The organism is Capnocytophaga catalasegens, from assembly GCF_026005215.1.
Lineage (GTDB): Bacteria > Bacteroidota > Bacteroidia > Flavobacteriales > Flavobacteriaceae > Capnocytophaga > Capnocytophaga catalasegens.
This window is the reverse complement of record NZ_BPMA01000071.1, coordinates 1-22,829: the sequence shown is the minus strand read 5'-3', so window position 1 is coordinate 22,829 and position 22,829 is coordinate 1. Positions and strand designations below refer to the sequence as shown.

At 32.8% G+C, this 22,829-nt stretch carries 21 protein-coding genes; 15 read left to right on the top strand and 6 right to left on the bottom strand.

Annotated features, from left to right (window positions below; all coding sequences use genetic code 11):
- Nucleotides 1-332: 332 nt before the first annotated feature.
- The 7 genes from OO775_RS13415 to serS all read left to right on the top strand — a co-directional run bounded on the left by OO775_RS13415 (nucleotide 333) and on the right by serS (nucleotide 6,528).
- Nucleotides 333-920 carry a LemA family protein gene (locus tag OO775_RS13415; protein ID WP_264847742.1) on the top strand — a complete coding sequence of 196 codons (588 nt, stop codon included), beginning with the start codon at nucleotides 333-335 and terminating at the stop codon, nucleotides 918-920.
- Entirely contained in the window at nucleotides 920-1,363 is a 444-nt protein-coding gene (locus OO775_RS13410; protein ID WP_264847741.1) for a TPM domain-containing protein, read from the top strand. Before OO775_RS13415 ends, OO775_RS13410 begins: the two co-directional genes overlap by 1 nt.
- Nucleotides 1,363-2,154 (top strand): TPM domain-containing protein, encoded by a 792-nt coding sequence (locus tag OO775_RS13405; protein WP_264847740.1) that lies wholly within the window; start codon nucleotides 1,363-1,365, stop codon nucleotides 2,152-2,154. Before OO775_RS13410 ends, OO775_RS13405 begins: the two co-directional genes overlap by 1 nt.
- Nucleotides 2,155-2,402: 248 nt before the next feature.
- Nucleotides 2,403-3,167, top strand: a complete 765-nt coding sequence (locus OO775_RS13400; protein ID WP_264847739.1) for a Rossmann-like and DUF2520 domain-containing protein — start codon at nucleotides 2,403-2,405, stop codon at nucleotides 3,165-3,167.
- Complete coding sequence (locus OO775_RS13395; RefSeq protein WP_264847738.1) at nucleotides 3,148-3,669, top strand: KdsC family phosphatase; 522 nt, start codon at nucleotides 3,148-3,150, stop codon at nucleotides 3,667-3,669. Before OO775_RS13400 ends, OO775_RS13395 begins: the two co-directional genes overlap by 20 nt.
- Nucleotides 3,670-3,749: 80 nt before the next feature.
- Nucleotides 3,750-5,012 carry an alginate export family protein gene (locus tag OO775_RS13390; RefSeq protein ID WP_264847737.1) on the top strand — a complete coding sequence of 421 codons (1,263 nt, stop codon included), beginning with the start codon at nucleotides 3,750-3,752 and terminating at the stop codon, nucleotides 5,010-5,012.
- A gap of 244 nt (nucleotides 5,013-5,256) precedes the next feature.
- The gene (gene serS / locus OO775_RS13385) at nucleotides 5,257-6,528 is read left to right on the top strand and encodes a serine--tRNA ligase (RefSeq protein WP_264847736.1); all 1,272 of its coding nucleotides are present in this window, start codon (nucleotides 5,257-5,259) and stop codon (nucleotides 6,526-6,528) included.
- 132 nt (nucleotides 6,529-6,660) lie between these two features.
- On the opposite strand, the gene OO775_RS13380 is transcribed toward serS, so the two are convergent.
- Nucleotides 6,661-7,152 carry a YqiA/YcfP family alpha/beta fold hydrolase gene (locus OO775_RS13380; protein WP_264847735.1) on the bottom strand — a complete coding sequence of 164 codons (492 nt, stop codon included), beginning with the start codon at nucleotides 7,150-7,152 and terminating at the stop codon, nucleotides 6,661-6,663.
- A 189-nt stretch (nucleotides 7,153-7,341) separates the two neighbouring features.
- Between OO775_RS13380 and OO775_RS13375 the strand changes: the two genes are divergently transcribed.
- The 4 genes from OO775_RS13375 to OO775_RS13360 all read left to right on the top strand — a co-directional run bounded on the left by OO775_RS13375 (nucleotide 7,342) and on the right by OO775_RS13360 (nucleotide 10,296).
- Nucleotides 7,342-8,319, top strand: a complete 978-nt coding sequence (locus OO775_RS13375; RefSeq protein ID WP_264847734.1) for a M23 family metallopeptidase — start codon at nucleotides 7,342-7,344, stop codon at nucleotides 8,317-8,319.
- Nucleotides 8,319-8,648 carry a MerR family transcriptional regulator gene (locus tag OO775_RS13370; protein ID WP_264847733.1) on the top strand — a complete coding sequence of 110 codons (330 nt, stop codon included), beginning with the start codon at nucleotides 8,319-8,321 and terminating at the stop codon, nucleotides 8,646-8,648. Before OO775_RS13375 ends, OO775_RS13370 begins: the two co-directional genes overlap by 1 nt.
- 69 nt (nucleotides 8,649-8,717) lie before the next feature.
- Entirely contained in the window at nucleotides 8,718-9,677 is a 960-nt protein-coding gene (locus tag OO775_RS13365) for a GSCFA domain-containing protein (RefSeq protein ID WP_264847732.1), read from the top strand.
- A 4-nt stretch (nucleotides 9,678-9,681) separates the two neighbouring features.
- Complete coding sequence (locus tag OO775_RS13360) at nucleotides 9,682-10,296, top strand: DUF4230 domain-containing protein (protein ID WP_264847731.1); 615 nt, start codon at nucleotides 9,682-9,684, stop codon at nucleotides 10,294-10,296.
- A 12-nt stretch (nucleotides 10,297-10,308) separates the two neighbouring features.
- Here the strand turns inward: OO775_RS13360 and OO775_RS13355 are convergent, their stop codons facing one another.
- The 5 genes from OO775_RS13355 to OO775_RS13335 all read right to left on the bottom strand — a co-directional run bounded on the left by OO775_RS13355 (nucleotide 10,309) and on the right by OO775_RS13335 (nucleotide 17,567).
- Nucleotides 10,309-10,965, bottom strand: a complete 657-nt coding sequence (locus OO775_RS13355) for a protein-L-isoaspartate(D-aspartate) O-methyltransferase (RefSeq protein WP_264847730.1) — start codon at nucleotides 10,963-10,965, stop codon at nucleotides 10,309-10,311.
- Complete coding sequence (locus OO775_RS13350; protein ID WP_264847729.1) at nucleotides 10,965-13,619, bottom strand: AsmA-like C-terminal region-containing protein; 2,655 nt, start codon at nucleotides 13,617-13,619, stop codon at nucleotides 10,965-10,967. The genes OO775_RS13355 and OO775_RS13350 overlap by 1 nt, the downstream gene beginning before the upstream one ends.
- A 12-nt stretch (nucleotides 13,620-13,631) precedes the next feature.
- A complete protein-coding gene (locus OO775_RS13345; protein ID WP_264847728.1) occupies nucleotides 13,632-14,381 on the bottom strand; it encodes a carboxypeptidase-like regulatory domain-containing protein in 750 nt (249 codons plus the stop codon).
- Between the two features lie 144 nt (nucleotides 14,382-14,525).
- Nucleotides 14,526-15,683, bottom strand: a complete 1,158-nt coding sequence (locus tag OO775_RS13340) for an OmpA family protein (protein ID WP_264847727.1) — start codon at nucleotides 15,681-15,683, stop codon at nucleotides 14,526-14,528.
- Nucleotides 15,684-15,845: 162 nt separating this feature from the next.
- Nucleotides 15,846-17,567, bottom strand: a complete 1,722-nt coding sequence (locus OO775_RS13335; protein ID WP_264847726.1) for a DEAD/DEAH box helicase — start codon at nucleotides 17,565-17,567, stop codon at nucleotides 15,846-15,848.
- A 484-nt stretch (nucleotides 17,568-18,051) separates the two neighbouring features.
- Here OO775_RS13335 and azu point away from each other — a divergent pair, with 484 nt between their 5' ends.
- From azu to OO775_RS13315, 4 genes are all read left to right on the top strand, one after another.
- A complete protein-coding gene (gene azu / locus OO775_RS13330; RefSeq protein WP_264847725.1) occupies nucleotides 18,052-18,561 on the top strand; it encodes an azurin in 510 nt (169 codons plus the stop codon).
- 121 nt (nucleotides 18,562-18,682) lie between these two features.
- Nucleotides 18,683-20,812 carry a Tex family protein gene (locus OO775_RS13325; protein WP_264847724.1) on the top strand — a complete coding sequence of 710 codons (2,130 nt, stop codon included), beginning with the start codon at nucleotides 18,683-18,685 and terminating at the stop codon, nucleotides 20,810-20,812.
- Nucleotides 20,813-20,890: 78 nt separating this feature from the next.
- Nucleotides 20,891-21,832: a hypothetical protein gene (locus OO775_RS13320; protein WP_264847723.1), complete on the top strand. Its 942-nt coding sequence runs from the start codon at nucleotides 20,891-20,893 to the stop codon at nucleotides 21,830-21,832.
- Between the two features lie 279 nt (nucleotides 21,833-22,111).
- Nucleotides 22,112-22,777 (top strand): hypothetical protein, encoded by a 666-nt coding sequence (locus tag OO775_RS13315; protein WP_264847722.1) that lies wholly within the window; start codon nucleotides 22,112-22,114, stop codon nucleotides 22,775-22,777.
- The last annotated feature ends 52 nt before the right edge of the window (nucleotides 22,778-22,829 follow it).

Here is a 22,829-nt window from a genome sequence, read left to right as displayed (position 1 = left end):
ATTACGGATATACAATAAAAATAAAAAAAAACAGCAGCAAACATAGTTTATAGTAAGTTTTTGTTATAAAAATTATCTTTAATAAAATGTTTATTTTATCAAGAATATTTATTTTTTGCTTTTCAATTTTTCTTTTTATAAAACGGACTATTCTGTAAAATGAACAAAAATCTGCACTGAAATCAAATAAAAATTTGTTTTTATCATATTTTTGAAAATAAATTCTATTTATATAAAAAAATGCTGTACTTTTGCATCGTAAAGGATTTTGTTTTTGACAAAAAATAGAGGAGTAATAGAAGTAAATCATTTAATATCAAAATTATAAACCGATGAAAAAATGGATTATTATTGTGCTGATAATTGCGGCACTTGGATTTTATGGAGTTAGCAAAAGCAATCAGATGGTACGACTTAAAGGTGCAGCCGAAAAAGAATGGGCAGATGTTGAGAGTTCTTACCAACGACGAGCAGATTTGATTAGTAACTTGGTCAAAACCGTACAGGGAGCTGCTGACTTTGAACGAGGCACGCTTACCCAAGTAATTGAGGCACGAGCCAAAGCAACTTCGGTGAATGTTGATGCAACTAACCTAACTCCAGAGGCGATTAGCCAATTTCAACAGGCACAAGAAGGACTTACCTCAGCCTTGTCTCGATTATTGGTAACGGTTGAGAGATATCCTGATTTGAAAGCTAATCAGAATTTCTTGCAATTACAATCGCAGATTGAAGGAACAGAGAACCGAATTAACGTAGAGAGAAACCAATTTAATGAAGCAGCTACGGCATATAATATATATGTAGAGGTTTTCCCAAACAGCATGATTGCGAGTCTTACAGGAAAGGCTAAAATGCCTTTGTTCAAAGCACAAGAAGGAGCCGACAAAGCCCCAGAGGTTAATTTCGATTTTAAATAATGGAAAACATCGAAGATTTTTTAACTTCTGAACAGGAGCAAGCTGTTGTCCAAGCTATACGTACTGCCGAAAAGAATACTTCGGGGGAGATACGTGTGCATTTAGAAAAAGATACTTCCACAGATACTCTGCAAAGAGCTGTGGAAGTTTTTCATATTCTTGAAATGGATCAAACAACACAACGCAACGGAGTTTTGTTCTATGTGGCTGTGATGGGGAAGAAGTTTGCCATTTACGGAGATGAAGGAATCAATGCGGTTGTTCCGGCAGACTTTTGGGAAGAAACCAAAAAAATAATGCAGGAATATTTCGTGCAAAACAATTTTTCGCAAGGACTTATCGAAGGGATACTGAAAGCAGGGGAGCAGTTAAAACACTATTTCCCTTATTCAAAAACGGATACAAACGAACTCTCTGACGAAATATCAAAAGGAACTATCTGATGTTATCACTAAGATTTTATATATTTTTACTTCTGTTTGGGATACAAACCTTGTGGTGTGTGCAAGCACAGCAGTATCCCGAATTGAAAAATGCAAAGGAAGCTGTACAGGATTATATCCAACTGTTATCAGAAACCGAACGTATGGCTTTGAATAACAAACTTCGAGCGTATGCCGATTCGACTTCAACGGGGATTGTGATAGCTATTACCAAACAAGTGGCTGATGATATCAATTTTGAAGCAGCACAATTAGTTTCTAAATGGGGAATCGGGCAGAAAGGCAAGAATAACGGAGTGCTAATACTAATGGCGTACGAACAACGCAAGGTAGCCATTTCGACCGGTTACGGAATAGAATCGTATCTTACTGATGCGCTAAGCAAGCAAATTATCACAACAGATATGCTTCCTAACTTCAAACAAGGGAACTATTATCAAGGCTTCGACTTAGCAACCACTTCAATTATGCAAGTCTTATCGGGAACGTATAAGCAGGAAATACCCAAAGAAGAGTTTCCTATATTGGGTTTGTTGGTATTTATTGCGCTTATTGTCGGTATCATTTACATAATTTATAAGATGTCTTCGCCGAATTCTAACGGAGGAAACTACAAAGGAAGCGATGGTTTAGACCTATGGGATATGATTATTTTGTCTAACATGGGTAGAAGTTCGGGTAAAAGCTCAGGAGGTTTTGGTGGATTTGGCGGTTTCGGTGGTGGCTCTGGTGGGTTCGGAGGCTTCGGAGGCGGAATGGGAGGCGGCGGAGGCGCCAGCGGTAGTTGGTAGTTTCCTTAGCTCTTTTTTTGTCAATATATAAGTGATTGAAAATCAATCATCAGCAGTAATTGAAAAAAGCTCCGTATCTTTTCTGGAAAAGCTCCGCATGTTTTTACAAAAAGCTCCGTATGTTTTTGCAAAAAGCTCCGTATGTTTTTTATAATTGGTCAGTATTGGTAAGGAAATTGGTCGGTATCAACAAAAAGAATTATTTAAAAAAAATCTTTAAAATATAAAGATATTATATAAAAAAGAAAATGACAATTGTAATAATAGGAGGGGGGAATTTGGCGTATCATCTAGCACGAGTTATTGAAAATAACCCGAACTTGCATCTGGTGCAACTTTGTAATCGGAGTGAATTTACCGCACATTTCGATGTTATAAGCACGGATAAAATTACAAATATACGTCAGGTATGTGATGCAGATATCTATATATTGTGTGTAAAAGACCAGGTGATTGGTGAGGTTTCTGCGCAACTTCCTTTTCAGGGGCGATTGGTAGTGCATACATCGGGCAATACATCAATGGGAGAACTTGCACAAGGTAATCGAAAAGGGGTTGTATATCCGGTGCAATCGTTCTCGAAAGAAAAAGAAATTGATTTTGAACAAATACCAATTTGTATCGAAGCAGAAAATGTAACAGATAGGGAGTTGTTGCGAAAGTTAGCAGAGCAATTATCTTCAAAGGTCTTTGAAATGGATAGCGAGCAACGGAAGTATTTGCATATTTCTGCTGTGTTTTTGAATAATTTTACCAATCATTTGTGGTATTTGAGCCAACAGATTTGTCAAAAACAACAAATTCCTTTTGAGGTACTCCGCCCACTGCTTGCCCAAACGTTGCAGAAGGCATTTGTAGAAGATTTTTATCAATTACAAACAGGACCTGCTCGTCGGGCAGATTGGACAACAATAAATTCGCATCTGAACCTGATTGAAGAACCTGTTGTCAAAGAGATTTATAAACAAATAACCAATTCAATTATAAAAACATATGGAGGAAAAGAGTTATAAAGAGTATTTAAACAACATCACGACTTTTATCTTTGATATAGATGGTGTGATGACCCCGAGCCATATCTTGGTAACAACCCAAGGAGAGCTCCTGCGCCCAATGAATGTTAAAGATGGGTTTGCACTCAAACAAGCCGTTAGAAAGGGATATAACGTATGTATTATTACTGGAGGAACAAATGAGGGAACTCGCATTCGTTTTCGAGATTTGGGTATAAACGACGTGTATATGGGGAATAATTATAAGATGGAACCCTATCAGGCGTATTTAACAAAATATAATATTTCCCCAGCCCATGTACTGTACATGGGTGATGATATTCCCGATGTATTACCAATGAAAGCCGTAGGCTTGCCTACCTGTCCGCAAGATGCTGTTGCCGAAGTCAAGAAAATATCTAAATATATTTCGCACTTAAACGGAGGCTATGGTTGCGTTCGCGATGTGATAGAGCAAGTAATGAAAGTACAAGGTACGTGGGAAGAGCAAATGAGTAAGTAATTAGTATAAAAGATTTGATACAAAACATCAAAAAGTTTTATTTGTTTGAACAAAAAGAAAAAAATTAAAAAAAAAAGAATATGAGAAAATGTATTTTTGGTCTGATGTTCGTTGCTATAACAACATCATTGACAGCACAAGAGATTATTCTTGATGCCAACTTGAAAACTCGAGGAGAGTTTCGCCACGGGCAAGGAGTTCTCTTTGAAAAAAGTCATAAACCAGGCGCATTTGTCAATCAACGAGTACGCTTGGGTGCAACTTTTAATAAGGATTGGTTTACGCTTCGTTTTGCAGGTCAGCACATTTTCACGTGGGGTGATGTGCCACAACCTCAGGGAGAATTGTCTAATCATTTTGGAACGTTCGAAGCATGGGCAGGTTTTCGCCTTGATGAACATTGGGGTATCAAAGTAGGTCGTCAAGTACTTTCGTATGATGACGAACGTATTCTGGGGGCTTTGGACTGGTTGCAATATGGGTGTTTTCACGATGCTGCACTTGTTCGATACGCAAATAATGGTTGGAATGCCGATGTTGGCCTAGCATTTAATCAGGTAGGACAACCAAAAACCAGCAATGTTTATCCGATAGTAGCTGGTGGCGCCAGCTATAAAACAATGCAGTATCTGCATTTGAACAAGAAATGGAATGGAAACACAGCAAGTTTCTTGTTTATGAATAATGGGTTTCAAAATTTGACACTCTCAGGAGATACAGATGGAGTTTCTAATATGCAAACTACCGGATTCTACGGAAAAATTCCTATCGCTGACCTGATTTTGGAAGCAAGTGCTTATTATCAATCAGGAGAAAGACAAAAACAAAGTGTTTCGGCTTACCAGTTCCGATTAGAAGCTGCATATCAATTCAGAGGAATTACCACCGCACTTGGAGCAGAAATACTCAGCGGGAAAAATTTTGACGATACGTCTTCCAAACGAAAAGACTTCGTACCTCTATTTGGAGCAAACCATAAGTTTAATGGCTTTATGGATTTGTATTATGTAGCAAGCCTACAAGGAACAACCGGCTTGAACGATTTTTATGCCAAAGTTAATGTGCCTTTCTCAGGGAAATCAAACTTTTTGTTTATGCCTCACATTTTCACCAGCAACGCAAAACGTAGTGATAATAAAAGTTATTTGGGTACAGAATTGGATTTGGTTTATACCAACAAATTGCATCAAGATATTACCCTCAACGTAGGATATTCACATCATTTTCCTTCGAAAGCCATCAAAAGCAACGATACTCATTCGTTACAAAACTGGGTATATGCCGAATTGTACATAAAACCCACTTTGTTCTCTTGGAAAAAAGCTTCTGATGAAGAGTATTAACCCATAAGAAATCTGTCGTAAAACCTACGACAGATTTTTTTATGTTTTAAAATAACTCAATTACAAAGCGATAATTGATTTATGAGTAAAAACAAAGCCAATTGAAAATAGCTTTTGGGGCGTATATCGTATTTTTTTAGAAAAATTATTTGCTTATCCAATATAATAACTTAACTTTGTGGTCTAAATTTTTAGAAAATTTCATATCAAAATAAAGTTTTAATTATAAATTTTGTAACAAACCATGCTACAAGTAAGTTATATCAAAGAGAATAAACAACGGGTTATAAACGGATTGAAAAAACGTAACTTCAAAGACCTTGACTTGATAGAACAAGTCTTACAAACCGATGAAAAACGACGTTCTATCCAAACCGAATTGGATACTATTTTGGCAGAAAGTAACAAACTTTCCAAAGAAATAGGAGCACTTATGAAAGCGGGCAAAAAGCAAGAAGCTGAACAAGCGAAAGAGCAAACAGCAGTGTGTAAAGAAAAATCGCGTATCCTATCGGAGCAATTATCTCATAGCACACAACAATTGACCGAATTGTTGTATCGTATTCCCAATATTCCTGCTGATATTGTCCCCGAGGGAACTTCTGCCGAAGACAATTTAGAAGTTTTCCGCAAGGGAGAAATTCCTGAGCTTTTCCAAGGAGCATTACCACATTGGGAATTGGCTAAAAAGTATGATATTATTGATTTTGAGTTGGGAGTAAAAATAACAGGCGCAGGTTTTCCCGTATATAAAGGGAAAGGAGCGAAACTACAACGGGCTCTAATCAATTATTTTTTAGATAAAAATACGGCAGCCGGTTATACAGAATTTGAAGTTCCCCATATGGTCAATGGAGCTTCGGGCTATGGAACAGGACAACTCCCCGATAAAGAAGGGCAAATGTATCACGTACAAGTAGATGATTTGTATCTTATTCCTACTGCTGAGGTACCTGTAACGAATTTCTTTCGTGATGTAATTTTAAGTGAAAATGATTTTCCAATCTGTTGTACGGCTTACACCCCTTGTTTCCGTAGAGAAGCAGGAAGTTATGGAGCTCACGTACGCGGTCTTAACAGACTACATCAGTTTGATAAAGTAGAGATAGTTCGTATCGAAAATCCGGCAAGTTCGTACAAAGCTCTTGACCAAATGGTAGAACACGTAAAATCAATTCTGAATGAACTAAACCTTCCGTACAGAATTTTACGTCTTTGTGGTGGAGATATGGGCTTTACTTCGGCACTTACATACGACTTTGAAGTGTATTCTACTGCTCAAGAGCGATGGCTTGAAATTAGCTCAGTTTCTAATTTTGAAACTTTCCAAGCCAATCGACTAAAACTCAGATACAAAGATGCCACTGGAAAAATGCAATTGGCACATACTCTGAATGGAAGTTCGCTTGCTTTACCCCGAGTTTTGGCAGGAATATTGGAAAATTATCAAACCCCACAAGGTATTATAATTCCAGAAGTACTTAGAAAATACACCGGTTTTGATATTATTGATTGAAAATAAAGAGAAGAAAAATAGAAATTTCATATTTGATTGACAGAAGCGCAACCATTATAATTCTTATAATAGAGTAGAGGTGGTTGCGCTTTTCTACAAAAGTTTTTCAGAAAGCTCTAAATAAATTTGAAATTAAATATTGATTTGCTCAAAGAAAAATCGACACTCTTGTTCAAATATTTCAATAGGATATGAGTGAGCCATCAGGTTAATAATATGAAAAGTAACGTTTTGTTTCTTAGAAATATCAGCTTGGATAATTTTCAAACTTTCGATAGAAGAAATTACTTCGTCTTGTATTCCTAAGACAATTTGCATATATTCAAGATAATTTGTATCAAAAGAAGTAGAAAAAGGAATAGTAGCTCGGTAAGACATCGCCGGATTGAAGAGTAAACAAGGTTTATTCAATTTTTGAGCTAAATAATAAGCTACTAATCCACCTGCACTTGACCCAATAATAGCTTTTATATTAGAATAAGTCTTTTGCAAGGAATCAAACAAATTGGGCGTATGGAGGTAGTCTAATGTAGGAGCTTCTACATAAGCGAATGTTTGTAAAATTTGTCTTCTATCATCTTGTAAAAAACTATCCAATCCGTGCAGATAAAGTATTTTTTCCATAGAAAAATAAAATAAAAATGAAGCAACAAAAGTACGAAAATAAATGAAAAAAGATGAAATTTGATAAATAAAAACTTTTTTAATACAAAAAAAAGCTAAAAAAATTTGTTTGATTGATAGAAATAACTACCTTTGTAGGCTCAATTTTGCTAAGAATATAGTTTTTGTATAACCAAAATACGTCATATTATGCCAAAAACAAAGTATTATTATGACTCAGAAACACTTTCTTTTAGGAAGATTAAAAATCAGCGAAGCAAAAAAATAAGAAATGTATTTTTGTTTTTGCTGGCATCTTTATTGTTTAGCTTTTTGATAGTTATCGTAGTATATAATATGGATTTTATGTATACGCCTCGTGAACTGCAACAAAAGCGTGAAATCAAAGAATACCAAACGCAATACGCCATTTTGAATAAAAAAATGGAACAAATGGAAGAGGTACTTCATCACATAGCAGATAGAGATAATAATTTGTATCGAGCTTATTTTGAAGCCGCTCCCATACCCGCTGAACAACGTGAAAGTGGTTTTGGAGGAGTTAATCGATACGAATATTTGGAACGTTTTAGTAATTCTAAATTGCTCATAACAACTACCAAGCGTATAGAATCATTGCTCAAACAGCTTGCCGTTCAGTCCAAATCGTTAGATGAAATAGCAGTTTTGGCGAAAGAACGTGAGAAGTTATTAGCCGCAATTCCAGCTATTCAACCTGTTCAAAATAAAGATCTTAAAAGAATGGCATCAGGGTATGGTTGGCGCAATGACCCTTTTACAAAAGTACGTAAATTTCACTATGGCATGGACTTTACAGCACCTTCTGGTACACCTATTTATGCATCGGGAGATGGAGTAGTTACACGTGCAGATAATAATTCTGCTGGTTATGGAGAACATATACGTATAGACCACGGATTTGGTTATGAAAGTCTTTATGCACACCTGAGTCAATATAGTGTTCGTCCTGGTCAAAAGGTAAAACGTGGTGATTTGATAGGTTTTGTAGGCAGTTCAGGACGTTCTGAAGCACCTCACTTGCATTATGAAATTCGCAAAGATGGACAGCATCTAAACCCAATCAATTTCTATTATGGAAGTTTGAGTGCTGCCGAATATGCGGAACTTTTACGTCAATCAACTCAAGAAAATCAATCTCTTGACTAATGGAAATCAATTTACCTCCCAAACGTTATTACACCATAGGTGAAATAGCACAGGCGTTCAATGTCAATGCATCAAAAATTCGCTTTTGGGAAAAAGAATTTGAAATATTATCACCCAAAAAAAATGCCAAAGGTACGCGCAGATATACATCGGAAGATGTACAAAATTTTCATTTGATTTTCAATTTAGTCGAAGAAAGAGGTTACACGCTCGAAGGAGCACGTATAAAATTACGTGAAGATTTGAAAAAAACACTTTCTAACTTTGAAATTGTACAAAAATTAGAGCATATAAAATCTGTATTGCAGCAGATAAAAAACGAATTATAGTTAAAAATCATTAAAAAATTTGATTTTTCAAGAAAAAAATGTACATTTGTCTTTCAAACCAAGAAAATTATGGAACTATTCACAACATTTCAGATACCTCCTATTGACAAAGAGCATCAGATTGATTATCAATCTAAAACTATGACCATAGGTTCGTGTTTTGCAAAAAGTCTTTCTCAGAAAATGGAATTTTACAAATTTCGTTCTCAGGCAAATCCTTTTGGGGTAATGTTTCATCCGATGGCTATTGAAAATTTGTTAAGACGCGCTTTTAAATTTGAACTTTTTGAAGAAAAAGATATTTTCTTTCACGAAGATTTATGGCATTCGTATGAGGTTCACTCTGAGTGTAGTATGAATGATAAAGAATTGATGCTCAGTACTTTAAATCAGAAATTACGAGAGTTTCGAGATGCAATAGCTAGTGCTACTCATATTGTGATTACTTTGGGTACAGCTTGGGCATATCGTCATTTGCAAAGTGATGTTTTGGTGGCTAATTGCCATAAAATTCCTCAACAAGAATTTCAAAAAGAAATCCTCTCGGTAGTTGATGTTTTTGATAGTTTGCATCGTATGCGTAATTTTATTAGAAGTATCAATGCTTACGTTCGAATTATTTTTACCATTTCGCCAGTAAGACATCTTAAAGACGGATTTGTAGAAAATCAACGAAGTAAATCATTGTTATTCACTGCATTACACGAATATTTACAAGATGCGAAAGATGATTTACAATTTTATTTTCCTGCATATGAAGTATTGATGGATGAACTTCGAGATTATCGTTTTTATGCTGAAGATTTGGTACATCCGTCGTTACAAGCGATTGATTTTATCTGGGAAAAATTCAAAAATGCATACATACGAGAGTCTTCATACGAATTGATGAATGAAGTCTCTTCGATACAAACAGGTTTGGCACATCGACCATTTAATCCAGATACAGAAGGGCATAAAATATTTTTGGAAAACTTAAATGAACGAATGAAATCATTGCAAGATAAAGTTTCATTCATCAAATTCTAACTCAGTGAAAAAGATACTTGTAGGAATATTAGTTGGAATAGTTGGTGTATTTTTATTACAATATATTCAAAGATGCACTCGAAAAAATGACCAAATAATAGAAAATACAGCACTTATTCAAGAACATTTGAAGAATGTTAGCAAACTTGTAGTAACTGAAGGATATTTTTCTGAAATAATAACATATACAGATGCTAAGAAATATCTGGCAGATTTGATTTCATTTGACAAAAAAGCACTTATAGTAGTCAATGCTGAAGCTACGATTTCTTATGATATGAGCCAGATAGCATACGAAATAGATTCAGAAAATAAACGTTTGATTATCAATAATATACCAGAGCCAGAGCTCAAAATATATCCACAATTGTCATATTATGACCTTGTACAAAGTCAATTTAATACATTTACTTCACAAGACCATAACAAAATTCGTCAGAAAGCCAATGAAATAGTTCGTCAGAAAATAGACCAATCAACATTGAAGTCAAATGCAGAAAGTCGGCTTATTTCCGAATTGTCAAAACTATTAGTCCTAACTAATTCGATGAATTGGACGCTTCAATACGAAGGAAGACCAATTTTTTCTGAAAAAGAAATAATGTCTAAAAAAAATTAAAGGGTTGGAAATTTATCCAACCCTTGTTTTTATACGTTCTAACATTGGTACAAAAGCGAAATGACCATATTCTTCTTTGTGAAATTCTTTTTCGGAAAGGCGATCAAAAGTAGTCATCACTTGTGTTATCTCTCCTATGGGAATAACCAAACGTCCACCAATGGCAAGTTGTGAAAGTAACTGATGCGGAACGCTTGGAGCGCCTGCTGTTACGATAATTCTGTTAAAAGGAGCTTCTTCAATAAGTCCTTTATAACCATCTCCTAATATCATTTTTTTAGGTACGTAGCCTAATTTTTTAGTTAGAAAGATATTTGTTTTTTTGAACAATTCTGCTTGGCGTTCAATGGTATATAACTTAGCTCCCAAAAATACCAAAATGGCTGATTGATAACCACTTCCTGTTCCTATTTCCAATACTTTTTGTCCTGATTTCATTTGTAATAATTCAGTTTGAAAAGCAACTGTATGCGGACGAGAGATTGTTTGCCCTGAAGCTATTGGAAAAGCAATATCTTGATAGGCTTTATCTTCAAAGCTACTATTGAGAAATAAATGTCGAGGAATGGTACGTATAGCTTGTAAAACATTTTTGTCTTTAATGCCTTTCTGTGCAAGCTCATTTGCCAAAATATTTCGTAATCCTTGATGCCTTGTTGTATCAATCATTATTTTTTTGAAGTTGTATCTTTTTTTCGATTTAAAAATCCACCAAGTAAATTACCTACTGCTTTTTTTACTTGATTTTTCTGCTCAGTACGGGTACTATCAGTTTTGGTTGTACTATTGGTGTCTTCTGTTTTATTTCCACCTAATATTTTTCCTAAGGCATCTAATCCTTTATCTATTCCTTGGTCGATGAGTTTATTGGCTTGTCCTTGTGCAATTTGTTGAGTTAGATTTGTAACTACACTTTTCATATCAGCAGAAACTTTTGGTTTAGCAAAATCACCAGTAAGACTTACTGATACAGGAATATTTTGTAACTTTTGCTGCTCAGTAGCTGATAGTTTTGAAATAAGTTGTTCTGCATCTTTACCTAACATACTTGGAGGAATATCTAATACCAAATTATAATTGATACTTTGGTCAAATCCGTGAGAACCTCCTATTTTAATAGAAGCTCCTTTACCTATATTGATATTGAATGGTTGAATATTAACACGTCCGTTGTCAAAACTCAAATGAGTTTTCAAATCGTTTAATTTTAGACCTGCAATATTGAGTTTAGGAAATTGCGAATTGAGCGAACTGATAAGTGGAGAACCACTTTCATTCACTTGTGCATTTTGTAATGAAGCAGTAAGCCCACCTTTAATACTATTCAAATCGGGAGACATATCAGGATTTAGACTTCCTGAAACCGAGATATCTGAATTAAAAAGCCCTTGTATAACTTTGGCTACAGGAGCAATTTTTTCTAACATTTTTATTTGTGAAAAAGATTCTACAATATTTAATTTGCTAATATCTAACTTCATATTGAAGGTTGGTTTCGTTTCTTTGGTAGAAACATCTCCTAAAACAGCTATTTGTCCCCCAAAAAGGTCAGTTTTAAGATTTTGGAGAGTTATTTTTTCGTCTTTGATAATTAGTTTTCCAGAAACATTTTTAAGATTTAGATTATCATATACTACTGTTTTTGCAGAAGCTTCAAACGAACAATCTAAGAAAGCAGGAACTTTTATGGCTTCAGAGGTTGTAGTTTGTGTCTTTTTTTCAGAAGGTTTTTCATTCAATTCTTTTTCACTTGTTGTCGCTTCTTCTTTTTGCATAAAATCATTAACAGCAATTAGGTTTGAATTTAAACTAAAATTGCCTTTAAGAACTTCTTTTCGAAACATAAATCCGTAGAAATTGTCCAAGCCTCCTTTTAAATTCAAATCTGTTTTACCTGTTCGAGCCGAGAGTTCAGTCAATTGAATTTTTGCAGTATTGAAACTTAGCGCAGCTTTGTCAATATGAAAAGGCTGAACAAAACCAGCACCCGAATAAACAAATTTTTCCAAAGAAGCTTCACCAGAATTTTTTATATTTTCATATTTTTCTTTCTCAACTGAAGCCATATCAAATTGCGTAGAAATATTGGCTTTAAGAATACCTTTTAAGTCCAAATCCATTTTGACAGGATAGGCTTTTTTGATATTTTCTAAATTGATAATTCCTTTTATATCGGCAACAATATTTGGATTTTTTATTAAGTTTGTAATTTTAGCTTTTCCTGCAAAACTATCTTCATCAATAGAAAAAGATAAAGCATTGATATTCACATATGTATCATCTAAAACTTCAGTATCATTTCCAATTTTTACATCAATATCAATATTTTTAACTGATTTTGGAAGGTCAGGATATTTGAATGAAGCTTTTTGTGAATACATACGAATATCCAATTTCGGAAAGGTTGTTTCAGAATAAGTTCCGTTTATTTTTCCATTTACTTCAAAATTTCCAGATGTTTTCACACCTGAAATACTTTTTGTATAGGCTTCTGGAATAAGAGCTAAGAAATTTTCAAAAGATGAAGTAGGGGTTTTGAAGGTCAAATCATATTTTTGTCCATTTTCCAAAAGTTGTAAAAATCCGTCAAATTCCAAAGCTAACCGATTGATAAGTGCTTTATTATCTTTGAAAGTGTATTTTTGATTATCCAAGTCAATTCCTAAGACAGCATCAAGCGAAATTGGAATATTTTTCATAAAATAAGTGTTGTCCGAGAGAAAAGAAACCTTAGTCTTGGTCGTTGTAGTCAAATCTAACTGCTGATTGGCAAAATCACCGTTTCCTTTGTGAAAAATACTATCGAGAGTAATTACCATTTTTGAGGAATCATCACGAAAGCTAAACCGAAGATTATCAACAGAATATTCTTTTATATTCAAGGCAAAATTACTACTTTCTTCCTCAGGAGAATCAGAAGGTTTTGCTATGTCGAAATTACCTTTTCCATCATTATTCATACGAATATTTACCAAAGCATCTTCAAGAGCAAATCCTAAGAGCTTATAAGGTTCATTTTCAGCTTTGAAAACAATATCTTTCAGATTAACTTTTAGTGAAAGATACTTGGCATATACAAGTGTATCTCCCTGGAAAGGAGCGTTGTTAATTACACTTAGCTTCTCTAATGCAATAGTTGCATTTGGGAAGTTTTTTAAAAAATTCAACGACACATTATCAAAAGCAACTTGTGCATTGATACTTTCATTTACAGCTTTTAGTATCTTTGTTTTGATGGTATTTCTAAACAAAAAAGGTGCTGATACTAAGATAATTATCAATATTAAAAAGATAATACCACTGATTTTTAAAAATTTTTTCATTAGTTTGGATATTTATTTTTTCAAAAGTTTAAATTCATCATAACATTCTGTTAACGCATCAAGAAATTGCAAATCATTAGCATTTTTTATAAAATCTTCAGAATATTTACAATGTCTTAGCATTTCTTCAAGGTCTACTTTGTTGATACCTAACATTTCTGAAACCATTTCACGATCATATTTTGTAAGTAACAAACTGCGTACATCTTCTTCTTTTTTTATTTTGTTGAGTTTTCGCAACTCTTTGGGTTTAGAACCAAATAATCGATATAGAGCCCCAGCAGGGTCAGCTATCGTACCAAGTACTCGTCCTACGCTTCCACCATTTTTTACTTCGTATCCTTTGTTTAATCCTGAAATACTATATTGCTTGTTGGTATTGATTGGAATATATTTGGCATCAATTTTCAAAATACCTGTTAGTTTATACGGAGTAACGACAACTTCTTCAAGAGCATAAGCAAGTTCGCTCAAACCTATTTTAGTTCCTGAAAATTTTATCATATCACTTGTAACACGAACTTTAATTGATTTGTATCCTAAGAATGAAAAATGTAGTGTGTCATTAACCGCAGCACGAATAACAAACTCTCCTTTAAGATTACTGATAGTTCCTTTCACTTGATTTAGATTAACAATATTTACATTTTCCAAAGGAAGATTATTTTGTATACTGAAAACACTCCCTTTAACTACCGAGTCTTCTTGTGAAAAGATAAAAAAAGGCATAAAAAGTAGTAATATTATTAGAATTTTTTTCATTATAATTTTTTAAGTGTTTGATTTGTAGTTTTTTAGGATTAAAAAAGGTTTATGTTATATGGTGTGTAAATATACAAAAAAACCATAACAAACAAAAGTTTGTTATGGTTTCTTCCAAAATTTGTTTTATTTCTACAAAAAATATTATTTCTTTTCTTCAATAGTAGCAATACTTACTCGGTTCCATTCTGGTTCAGAGAACATATCACCAATACCATTTCCTTGTGCAGAAATACGATTTGAATCAATTTTGTAACGTGCTATAAGTACTTTTTTCACAGCTTCTGCACGTGCATTAGCCAATGCGATATTTTTCTCTTGATTACCTTCTGGTGAAGCATATCCTTTGATAACTACACGGCTGTTAGGATATTTTTTAAGGTATGTAGCGATACGCTCTACGTTAGGCAATTGAGAAGCATCAACAGTTGATTTTCCTACACCGAAAGTTACAACAGACTCTAAAGTGTTATTAGTTTTAGTAACTGTTCTAACTTCTGGTTTTTGGCTACGAGCAGCTTCCAATTCTTTTTCAAGTTGAGCAGCACGTTGTTGAGCAGCACGTAGTTGCTCGTCTTTGCTGTTTAATTGGTTACGAAGGTTGCTTAGGTTACTGTTTAAACCATCAACTTCTCCTTGATTTCTTCCTGCTACAGAAGTAAAGTGGTGAGCTCCATTGCTACCTTTGAAACGATAGATAATACCTACATTTACTTGAGATATTGAATGATTGATATTCAAGCTATTTGTAGCATCAGAACTTGGGTAGTCTATACCATACAATATAGAAGGAGTAAGCTTAACTGCCCAAGCTTTACTAGCTCCTAAGTTGAACAAAAAGTTAGCTCCAACTTTAGTAGTCATTGTATTCATACCAGGATGAACAAAATCTCCTTGTTCAAATTGATATCCCCAACCAGGTCCAGCAAATGCTTCTACTTCAAAAGTACGAGGCTCTCCTTTGTAACCTGCAAAAAGATTTCCTAAATTGAAAGCTCCAATTAAAGCAACGTTTGTTGTTTCAATTACAAGAGGATTTCTTTCTCCATGCCAATTTTGATTTAAATAAGCATTTGCATCAAAACCTAAACGAAATACAGGAGAAATTTGTTTACTTAGTTCTGCTCCAAAGTTAAAACGAACGTCTTTTATCAAGTCGTATCCTTTGGTAGGAAGATATCCTCCGGCATTTACACCTACTTGCCAATTGTCAAAAAACTTACTATAACTAAGTCCTTGTTCTTGTGCGTTGGCAGTAAAAGCAATTCCTGCAATTAGTGCCGATAAAATCATTTTTCTCATTACAAATAAAAATTTATTAAAAATTAACGGGGCAAAAATAGAAAAAAAAATATAATAACCTACGACAAAACAAGAAAAAAAATCAAGAAACTGAAAATATAGTATTTTTTTAAGATATTTACGAAATATATTAACGAGTTTTAGGTATTTATGTGTTTATTTCTATTTTTTACGCTTGCGTTTACGCGATGATTTTTCAGTTCCAAAAGAACTTTTTTTATTTCGTTTGGAGCTTTTTTGTTCTTTAAAACTTTTTGATTTGTTTTTTTCTCTTTTCGATGAATTTTTTTCGCTTTTTTGTGATATTTCTACATTGATAAAACGCCCATTCATTTTGAAATCATTGAAAATCGCTAGAACATCATCGGTTTTATCAGCATCAGTATTGAAGAATGAAAATGTATTTTTGACATCAACTTTGAAAATATCTTCTTTGTCCAAATTCAGTGTAGCTCTCAGGAAATCTTTAAGTGTACGCCAATCGTAACCATCTTTTTCACCAATATTTATAAAATAACGAGTTTCTCCTTCGTCATTTTTGTATGATTTATTGTATGAATTTTTCTCATTGAGGTCTTTTGAATTTTTGTAATAATTGTAAAAACGATTAAATTCAACGGCAACCATTCGTTTTATGAGTTCTTCTCGGTCAAGTTCTTGCAGTACATCTTTTATTGCTGGAAGATAATCATCAATAGCTGTATTAACTTGTGCATTTTTGATAGTGTTGGCTAAATGATATAATTGAATTTCACAGATTTCAATTCCAGAAGGAATTTGTTTCGATTCAAATTCTTTTCGAATGATTTTTTCTATTGTTTTGATTTTTTTTACTTCTGATTTAGCTAAGATAACCATCGAAATTCCAGATTTCCCTGCTCGCCCAGTACGTCCGCTACGGTGTGTGTATGTCTCTATTTCGTCAGGAAGTTGGTAGTGAATAACGTGAGTTACATCATCAACATCAATACCTCGTGCAGCGACATCGGTAGCAACAAGCATTTGTATTTGTCTGGAACGAAACCCTTTCATAACCAAATCGCGCTGATTTTGACTTAAATCGCCGTGTAAAGCTGCAGCATTATATCCGTCTTCAATTAGTTTTTCAGCAACCGATTGCGTATCTCGCTTAGTTCGACAAAAAACCACAGAAAAAATATCAGGATTAGCATCAGCTAAGCGTTTTAAAGCCTCGTACCGATGTCGTCCATTAACAACATAATACTCATGTTGTACATTATTAGACCCCTGATTACGAGAACCGATGGTTATTTCTTTGGGTTTATTCATAAATTCTCGGGCTATTTTGGCAACTTCATTGGGCATAGTAGCTGAAAATAACCAAGTATATTTAGATGAAGGAGTATGTTGCAAAATGGCAGTAATATCTTCATAAAATCCCATATTAAGCATTTCGTCAGCTTCATCAAGAATACAGTAGTTTATATTTGAGATATTTACGAAATTACGTCGTATCATATCTTGCATACGACCTGGAGTAGCTACAATAATTTGAGCTCCTTTTTTTACATTTTTGGCTTGTTCTTCAATACTTGCACCTCCGTAAATAGCTACAATATTTATTTTTGGTAAATATTTGCCATACAATTTCATTTCGTTGGTAATTTGTAAACAAAGTTCACGAGTAGGTGCCAAAATAAGCCCTTGTGTTTGCTTATTGTCAGGATTGATGTTTTGTAAAAGTGGAAAACCGAAAGCTGCTGTTTTCCCTGTACCTGTTTGCGCTAAAGAAACAATATCTGTTGGAGTAGATAATAAAACAGGAATGGTCGCTTGTTGTACCTCTGACGGACGTTCAAAGCCTAAGTCTGTAATGGCTTTGAGGATAGGTTCTTCTAAACCTAATTCATTAAATAAATTCATATAATTTTTATAAATTGGGGGCAAAGATAGACAAATAAATTTAGTTATATATTATTATCGGATAATTATTTATTTATTTTCGTATAATTTCTCTGAAAAAAGAATTTTAAACCTCATAAAAACTTTATTTTGCTCTATTTTGCAAAAAAAATAGTATTTCTTTGGGTCTTCAAAGCGTTAAATTACCGAAAATATACTTTAAAAACTTTTTTTGATAAATCTATCTAAACTTTTAATGTCAAGTTGAGAAAGTTTTTTCAAGGATATGGAGAATTTTTTGACATTGGTTGAAAATATAAAAGTTAATAAATTAAAAACCAATAAAAATTTGAAAAAAATATGTTCTTTTTTGACCAATAACGGTTATCAAAAAATGATGAATAAAATAGCTATCATTTTTTAAATGAAATAATTCTAAATAAATTTGTATATTTTTATTTTTTTTTCATACATTTGCCTAGTTTAATTCAAATACATTATTCAAATGAAAAAAATAGTATTATTGGCAGTAGCCTCAGCTATGATTATCTCTTGTGCAGATAAAAAGAAAAAAGAAGAACAACAAGCACAAGAACCTGTTGTTGAAAAGCAAATGGAAGTTGTAACCCCTACCGATTCAAACGAAGTAATTATCGAATTGGGAAGTACAGATCAGATGACTTTTGACAAAACAGAACTTCGTGTAAAAGCTGGACAAAAAGTAAAATTGGTTTTGAAACACTTAGGAACAATGAAAAAAGAAGTTATGGGGCATAACTTTGTACTGCTAAAACCAGGTACTGATTTAGCTACATTTGCACAAGCGGCAATGGAAGCAAAAGATACTAATTATATTCCTAAAATGACCAAAGACGTTATTGCTTATACTCAAATGATTGGCGGTGGCGAAACAACATCGGTTACGTTCGATGCACCAGAGAAAGGAACTTACGACTACATATGTTCATTCCCTGGGCATTATGCAATGATGAAAGGAAAATTTATTGTGGAATAGTCAAAAAACAATTTTATAAAAATCTCTTAGGAAATTTCCTAAGAGATTTTTTATTTTCATTTTCGAAAATTTGTGTTTCATTGTAGAAAATCTCTATATTTGCCATTTCAAAATTTTATCAATGACATTATTACAATACATTCAAAAAGAGATAAATTTTTCAGCTTTATCTGTTGAAAATACATTACAATTACTTGCAGAAGGTTGTACAATTCCTTTTATTGCTCGTTATCGAAAAGATAGAACACACAATTTGGACGAAGTAGCTATCGAAAAAATAGCTAAATTACAATCTGATTATCAACAACTTATAGATAGAAAAACGACAATATTAAAATCCATAGAAGAACAAGGAAAATTAACTTCTGAGCTTCAACAGAAAATAGAAAATTCTTTTGAAATCAATGAATTAGAAGATATTTATTTACCTTATAAGAAAAAACGAAAAACCAAAGCCGATATTGCCAAAGAAAACGGACTTGAACCTTTGGCAAAAATAATAATGAGCCAACGTGCAACAGATTTGGAATATATTGCTTCAAAATATTTATCAGAAGCTATTTTGACTGAAGAAGATGCACTACAAGGTGCATCGGATATTATTGCTGAGTGGATTAACGAACACTTATATATTCGGCGTACGCTTCGCAAAATGTTTGCTCGTAAGGCAAAATTGGTTTCACAAGTGGTCAAAGCTAAAAAAGAAGAGCAAGAAGCTAAAAAGTACGAACAATATTTTGAATGGGAAGAACCCATATACAAAGCCCCTTCACATCGAATATTAGCTATATTACGTGCTGAAAATGAAGGATTTGTAAAAATGAAAATAACCATTGACACCCAAGAAGTTTTACAATTTATCGAAGAACAAATAATAAAAACATCTGACAAGGAAATTATAGAATTTCTTCGTAACTGTATAAAAGATAGCTACAAGCGCTTGTTAGAGCCTTCAATAGCCAATGAAACTTTGCAAGAGGCGAAGGATAGAGCCGATGAAAAAGCAATTTTGGTATTTGCAGAAAATCTAAATCAGTTGCTTTTGGCTTCTCCTTTGGGAGAAAAACGAATTTTAGCGATAGACCCAGGTTATAAGACTGGTTGTAAAGTGGTTTGTTTAGACGAAAAAGGTGATTTGTTGCATAATGAAACGATATATCCACACGCTCCACAAAACGAAATCTCAATGGCTATGAAGAAAGTTCGTTCAATGGTCAATTCGTACCAAATAGAAGCGATTGCCATTGGTAACGGAACAGCTTCACGAGAGACCGAAAGTTTTGTAAAGAAAATAGTTTTTGATAACTCCATACAAGTATTTGTGGTTAGCGAAGCAGGCGCATCGGTGTATTCGGCATCAAAAATAGCGCGTGAAGAATTTCCTACTTACGATGTTACAGTTCGCGGAGCGGTATCTATCGGAAGAAGGTTAGCAGACCCTTTGGCAGAGTTGGTAAAAATTGATCCGAAATCAATAGGAGTGGGGCAGTACCAACACGATGTTAATCAAACAAAACTTAAAGAAAGCCTTGATAATGTGGTTGTTAGATGTGTAAATAAAGTAGGAGTAAATCTCAATACGGCAAGCAAATCATTATTGAGTTATGTATCGGGTATTGGAGCGAAAATGGCTGAAAATATTGTTACCTATCGATTGGAAAATGGAGCTTTTAAGCAACGTGAAGATTTGAAAAAAGTTCCTCGATTGGGAGAAAAAGTATATCAGCAAGCAATTGCTTTTTTACGAATACATGCAGGAAAAAATCCATTAGATAATTCGGCTGTACACCCCGAAGCCTATAAAATTGTACAACAAATGGCAGAAGATTTAGGACTTTCCGTAGAAAAATTGATAGGAAATAAGCAAGCCATCGAAAAGATTGATATAACAAAATATTTTAGCGAATCGGTTGGGAAACTCTATCTTACAGATATTTTGAAAGAGCTTGAAAAACCAGGAATTGACCCGAGAAAAGTAGCTAAAATATTTGAATTTGCCCCTGATATAAAAACTATTAACGATTTGCACGAAGGTATGATTCTCCCAGGTATTGTTAATAATATTACCGCTTTTGGTTGTTTTGTTGATATTGGTATTAAAGAAAGTGGTTTGGTTCATATCTCGGAGCTTGCTGATGTATTTGTTACCGATGTTAATGATGTAGTGAAACTTCATCAGCATGTTCAAGTAAGGGTAATTGATGTAGATATGATGCGCAAACGAATCAATCTTTCTTTAAAAAAGAATTAGTTTTTCTTTATATACATATTATTCGTGAAATTGTGTAATAAAGTTACCAAGTATTTTTATTTTGAAAAATAAATCAATATGAAAAAAATAGCATTGCTAATAGCTTTCGTTCCTTTATTTGTTTTTTCTCAGAAATTATATTACAAAAAAGGAGTAAAGTCTGTAAAACAAGTAAATAGAATGTATTCTTCGAGCTATGCAAATGGAAAAAAATTAGTTAAGTATTACGAAGATTATAATAATCCTATCTATATGGAAACTTTTGACAGAAAGGGTAACAAATTAAAGAAAATTGAATTTGATGCCCAACTTTTTATAAAAGAAGAGGAAATTTCTATTTACAAAAGAAATAAAGAAGTGCAACAAATAAATCATTTTCCGAAAGATTCGTTGTATATTATTGAAAATATATCGTATGACAAGAAAAAAAGACAAAAAATTTATGCTCCTGATATTCAAAAAATAGCTAATTGGGATAAAAGAAAGGATTATCTGTTGAAAAAATACGATTATTACTTGACAAAAAAAGTATTTACATATCAAAAGAATAAAGAGAATTATACCATAGAACAATATAATTATAAAAATGAATTAGTGAAAATTGATTCAGTAAAATATGACCCTAAAAGGAGAGAAATATTGGATTTAGGATATACCCCTGATAGAAAAAATATAGATAAAAAACATCATTTTTATAATAAGAAAGGAAAAACTATAAAATCGTTGTGGTATAACGAAGATTTAAAAACCTATTCTCAAATAACTTATACTTACAACAAATACAATGTATTACAAGAAACTAAAGATATAGATTTGGAGATGAACAGAGTGGTTTTTAGAAAATTTAATGACAAGGGCGATGAAATAGAATATGTAAATAAAACAATTCAAGGAGATGGAGAAATAAAAAAAATGTACGAATATTTATATGATGCACACGGAAATTGGATACAAAGAAAGCAATTAAATCAGAAAAATGAAATAGAAATTGTATCAGAACGAGAAATTTTATACTATTAAACTATGAAAAGAATAACTTTACTTTTAATTTTAACTACTTTATGTGGATTTTCGCAAGAATTTTCATCTAAACAAAAAGTAAAATAGGTAGAACAAGTTAATTTTATAATCAAAACAGATAGTAATGGTATTGTAATTGATTCGATAGCTCACGAAAATGAAAATAATTTCATTTACGGAGAACTTTTCGATAAAAAAGGGCGAACCATAGAGAAAGGATTTCGAAATGAAAATGGAGAGGTAAAAAGATACCACTACTATTATTATAACGAAAAACTAATGACAGAAGAGAAAATATATTTTCCATTAGATTCATTTTTGATAAAAAAAACTTTTTTCTATGATAAGAAAAATCGACTTATAAAAGTTAAATCGGAGATAGAAAAAGACTTTAATAAAGAAAGTAAAAAGAATTATTTGTTATTGATATATAAAAATTATCTGTATAGTGAACAAATTGATTATTTAAAAGGTAAAAATAACTATATCAAAAAGCATTTTAATCATAAAAATGAGCTATTTCAGATAACAAAAGTAAATTATGACAAAAAAAATAGAGAAACTATCTATACATATTATAATTCAGATAATAAAATAGTTAAAAAAGTAAAAAACTATGAAAATAAAAAGAATAAAATACTTTTCTCTATGTTATACGATAATGAAAATGCACTTATTGAAGAAAAAAAATATATATACGATGTTAAACGTAGACTAAAAAAAATAGAAACGTACAATTTTATTTCAGGAATGCATTACCATTCTGTGTATAATGATAAAGAAGAAGAAATAGAATATACCCAAATTATGGATAATTCGCCGAATAAAAATACATTTTTCTATAAACATATCTATGATTCAAACGGCAATTGGATACGATATGAACAATATACCGAAGATAACCAATTGATTTATGTTTCGCATCGCTTATTTGTATATTATTGACAAAAGTTATAACCGATTTCTAATATAAGCGATAATCTTATGATAGGGGATT